The organism is Okeania sp. SIO2F4 (assembly GCF_010672385.1).
Taxonomy (GTDB): domain Bacteria; phylum Cyanobacteriota; class Cyanobacteriia; order Cyanobacteriales; family Microcoleaceae; genus Trichodesmium.
Genome location: NZ_JAAHGT010001177.1, coordinates 1 through 2,514, shown reverse-complemented (window position 1 = coordinate 2,514; position 2,514 = coordinate 1). Strand labels below are relative to the sequence as shown.

General features: G+C 42.5%; 1 protein-coding gene. It reads right to left on the bottom strand.

Going from position 1 to position 2,514, the window contains the following annotated elements:
* Positions 1–496: 496 nt before the first annotated feature.
* Positions 497–2,514 (bottom strand): amino acid permease (locus F6K22_RS38555; RefSeq protein WP_293110189.1); only part of this gene is annotated, 2,018 nt, incomplete at its 5' end.

Genomic DNA, 2,514 nt, shown 5'->3' with positions numbered 1-2,514 from the left:
AAGTGCCTTTTTGGGGCCTTTAAAAAGTGCGCCTGTTTCAGTGTAAAAAGCTCAAAAAGTTAGTATTTTAGGCCAGAGTATGGCAGAAAAATCACTCTGACAATTCTTACTCCTACCTCCTCGCTCGTTCCCATTTCTCCTGTCTCCTGTCTCCTGACTCCTGACTCCTACCCATACCATGCATACTTTTTCAGCAAACCCTAGCTATGTGCAAGTCAAAAGTCAAAAGTAATCTCTAACTGAGTTTTTTCTGAGGAAACGCTCTACGTTTTATGTTGTGTAGCAAAACGGGATTTAGCAATGTCCGTACCCTAAATCCCTAGTGCTATACCTTCAAGTAAAGCGTAGGTGTTTCTTAGCAAACCCTAAAGATGAAGCACCGAAGCACTATCCAAGGATAAAACCTGTGTTTCAGTAAGTTCAGCAGAGCAGATCAATATTTAAGCTACAAGTATTGGAGCTAGACTCCCACACATCTAAATCTAATCACTCACAATTAGCGATCGCTAAGAACTTCACCATAAGAAAAACCTGGAGCTGCCAGAACAAAAACTGTACTAGGAAGACCAAAAGTTTTAGACTGTAAATCCTGATAATACTCAGTAAAATTCTCCCCTGGAGTCCGAATACCAAGGAAAATCAAATCAGCATTCTGAGAAGACTCATGTAAAATATCATAAAAAGGCCGACCTTTAGATACCAAAACTTGAGAACTTGCACCAATGCGTAAATCTTGAATCACACTATCAACATTTGCTTGGGTTGCTTGAGCTGCACTTTCTTCAGGAACTACCAATTTCAAATGAATTTCAGCATTTCGCCAATCCATATCTGTACGCAATAAATAGGCCAAAAGTAACATTAAGCCACCATTATTTTGTAAACCACCCCACCAAACATCAATTCGACGATATTGACCAAAGCCACGATCGCTATTCTCCCGCAAAATTACCACATTTTTCTTGGCTTTATGAATATGACCAACTAACTGACAGTAGCGATCGCTGCGAGAAGGTTCCTGACTGTCTCCAAGGACTACTGTATTCGGTGTCAGTGGTCCAATACCATAAGTTTCTACCAAGAGTTTCGCCCCATCAAAAAAGTCTGTAGCTGTTACAACTCTCACCAATACTTGGACTCCTCGCTTTTCTAAATACTCACGAATAGTATCCTGCATATCACTCTGCTGAGAAACATCCCGAGATGAACTGGGCAAAACACTACAAACCGTAATCATCCCTCGGTTATGAGTTAGGTCATCTGCAAACTGAATTAATGGCCAGCGTTTTTTAGGTATCCCAGACAGCACCAAAATATGGGGACGCCAGTTTTTAGTATCTTCTTCACCAATCTGAAAAATCCCTTCCCGTACCAAGGCCATCCATATTCCTCGTCTGGCATCTCCCCAAGTTGTCTCTAACTCCCGTCGTTGTAGCCAGATAAATATGGCCAGCACTATGACAGCAGCAATAACTGTAGCCACAGCATTAATCAGAAACATCACTGCCAAACAACCCAGGGCACCCAGCATTGATAATGACCAATGAACTTTAAATGTAGGGCGAAAAGAGGGGCTTTGTAAAAAGCCTTCTATACCTGCTGAGACATTCAAAACCAAATAAGTAGTCAAAAAGAACATTGTCAACACTGGGGCAATAATATTTAAGTCGCCAATACAGACTGTGGCAGTAGCAACTCCTAAAGTTACTGCTGTACCAATTCGAGGTTCATCATTAGGTCCACTACCATTGCCGAGAAAAGATAACCAACGCGGTAAAACTCCATCCCTTGCCAAAGCTTGTAAGACTCTGGGAGCGCCCAAAATACTACCAATAGCGCTCGACAGAGTTGCCCCCCAAACTCCAAACAAAATAGCTGGTCCCCAAAAAGCCATTTCTTTCATAATCAAGGGGTTTTCTATTAAGGTACTAGCATCTGCCCTCATGGCCATAACAATTGGTAGTATCATGTAAATTACATAACCTGTACCAACTGCTGCGAGAGTACCTGTAGGAATAGAGCGGCTAGGTTCTCGCAAGTCCCCCGACATACTGACTCCTGCCATTATTCCTGTTACTGCTGGAAAGAAGACAGCAAAAACAGTCCAAAAAGGTTCTGATAATTGCTTGGAAGCTCCCCACATTTCTATATTTGTCGTTTCGATGGGATGTCCAAATGCAAATGAAATTAGGGATAAGGCGATCGCTACCATAATGAAATATTGGGCCTTAATGGCGATTTCTGCCGAAGTCAAGGCCAATATTGCCACAGCGATCGTGGTAATCAAAGCTACATAAAGTTGGTTAAAGCTACCAAAAGCATCTACAACGCTTTCTGCAAAACCAATGGTATAAAGGGCAACAGAGAGAGCTTGGGCAAAGTAAAGGGGTATTCCAACTGCACCACCTGTTTCCAGACCCAGAGACCGACTTATCATATAGTAGGCACCTCCTCCCCTAACGATTCTGTCTGTGGCGATCGCGCTGACTGACAAAGAGGTGAGAAAGGTAATAC